We start from the raw sequence: 2,005 nt of genomic DNA, 5'->3' as shown, positions 1-2,005 counted from the left end.
GGACGGCACCCCGGTGCGCTGCGGCGCCTCACGCACCACCGTGCACCGCTCGGCCCTGGGAGAGATCGCCGGCTACGGCATGGACAAGTCCCACCACGCCTTCTACTGGGGCGCCAAACTGATGCTGATCACCACCACCGAAGGCGCGGTATGCGCCTTCAGCCTGGCCCACCCCAAAGAGCTGGACGAGCGGCTGCAGGCGATCCACCTGCTGCACGTCCAGCCGCCCGCGCCCGGGCCGTGCCCGATCGTGTGCGACAAGGGTTCGCCGGAGCCGGAGTGGAAAAGGCCGCCGCCGACCTTGGCCACCTCCTGATCCGACCCGTCCGCGACGACGAACCCCAACCCGCCGTGAAGGTGTTCCCCGGCTGGCTGCGCCAGCGGATCGAGGCGGTGATCTGGACGCTGAAGAACCAACTCGGCCTGGAACGCCACGCCGCCCGCACCACCCAAGGGCTCTGGACACGCATCTGCCAGCGCATCTGCGCCCTCAACGCCGCCATCTGGCACAACTGGCTGACCGGCGCACCCGTCAAGCGATCACTGACCGCCTACGACCATTGATCACAGGCTCCCTGAAACTCCCATCAACGATCTAGCGGTGCCGCTAGGTCTAGCGAGGACGTCCGCTAGACGGGTCCAGCCCACATAAGCTCAAAGCCACACCGGGACGATCTTGGGACCGACGGCCTGTGAGCCTGGGCCTGGACGTTCCGACGCGGCCGTGCCGCAGATCCTGAAGTCTTGGGGTCCTCGTGTCCCGAAACCCGTCCAGGATCTTTTCGCGGATGTTGAGGTCGCAGGACGGGTTCTAAGACTAGTCGACCTGGGCAAACGTGCCTTGATCACGGTCGTCCCGCTATCCCTCGTTTCCGGAACAGCGCTCCAGATCAACTCAACCAGTGGTCCGCCATTCGTCTTCAAGGATCGAGTGGACGATGGAATCCCGCCATGCTCCACGGACGAGAAGGTGGTGGCGGATCCGGCCTTCGACGATCATGCCGAGTCTGCGCATGAGGTTGTCGGAGACGGTGTTGTCGGGGGATCGGGCGCCCCAGATACGATGCAGGCCGAGCTGGTTGAACCCGAGTGTGAGCAGCAACTCGACGGTCTGGGTGCCAAGCCCTTGACCCCAGATATTCGGGCGGAGGGCGAAGCCGATCTGGGCGCTGTTCTGCCTGGCATGCTGGGTATCGACAGCCAGGCGGGCGAACCCGATCACTTCATCGGTAGAGGTCAAAGCCGCGGCGAGGGAGTACTCGGTTCGCGGCTCGGCCTGGGCGGCGTTGGTCACGGCGGTGAGGGTGGCGTGGACCTGCTTGCGGGTCCGTGGCTCGAAGCTCAGGTGCCGGGTCGCTTCCGGGGCGCCATAGATCGCCAGGACGGCCTCAACGTCATCGGGGTTGAATTCCCGCAGGCTGACGCGGTCGCCTTTCTCCGTGATCGGATACACGAGTTGGGAGCTTAACGTCCATAGGGCAAGACCGACCTCGACGCAATGTGGGTTTTGGGCTCATGTGGGCTGGACCCGCTAGACGTCCCCGGGCGCTAGAGGACGTCTCAGCGCGTCCCCGGACATCCTGCAAGGCGTCCCCAGGGGACCCGCTGAGACGTCCTCTAACGGGCCGGGGGCGTCCAGCGACCGTCCTCGGGGCCCGCTGGCGGCTCACGCGCTCTTGAGCGGCCTTCTAGCGTCTAGCGGCGCGCGCGGGGTGGCTGGGCCGGGACCGGCCTCCAGGCCGCATGCCCGGCCGCCCCGCCTGTGGTGCCTGCGGAATCGGTCCGGACGGTCACCAACTGTGGTGGTCACCGAAGGCCATTACGCGTCAACGCAGATCCCTTTAACGGAGGCAACGATGAGCCAGCCGGACGAGTCCGACTTCGACAAGATCATGGACCGCATCCGCACCAGGAGCGACGCCGAGTTCCCGGCGGTCATGGACCGCATCCGCACCAGGAGCGACGCCGAGTTCCCGGCGGTCATGGACCGCATCCGCGCCAGGGT

The 2,005-nt window shown here is 66.3% G+C and carries 2 protein-coding genes and 1 pseudogene; 2 read left to right on the top strand and 1 reads right to left on the bottom strand.

Annotation, left to right across the window (positions count from 1 at the left end):
* Positions 1-316, top strand: a pseudogene (locus tag AB0C84_RS46045) (hypothetical protein); the annotation flags it as partial.
* Positions 280-564: a hypothetical protein gene (locus tag AB0C84_RS46040; RefSeq protein ID WP_361079239.1), complete on the top strand. Its 285-nt coding sequence runs from the start codon at positions 280-282 to the stop codon at positions 562-564. The pseudogene AB0C84_RS46045 and the gene AB0C84_RS46040, both read left to right, overlap by 37 nt.
* A 331-nt stretch (positions 565-895) precedes the next feature.
* Here AB0C84_RS46040 and AB0C84_RS46035 read toward each other — a convergent pair whose 3' ends face one another.
* On the bottom strand, positions 896-1,453 hold the full coding sequence (locus tag AB0C84_RS46035) for a GNAT family protein (protein ID WP_361079236.1): 558 nt from the start codon (positions 1,451-1,453) through the stop codon (positions 896-898).
* Positions 1,454-2,005: the final 552 nt, after the last annotated feature.

The organism is Actinomadura sp. NPDC048955 (genome assembly GCF_040649435.1).
Lineage (GTDB): Bacteria > Actinomycetota > Actinomycetes > Streptosporangiales > Streptosporangiaceae > Spirillospora > Spirillospora luteofluorescens.
This window is presented reverse-complemented; position numbering and strand designations above follow the sequence as displayed.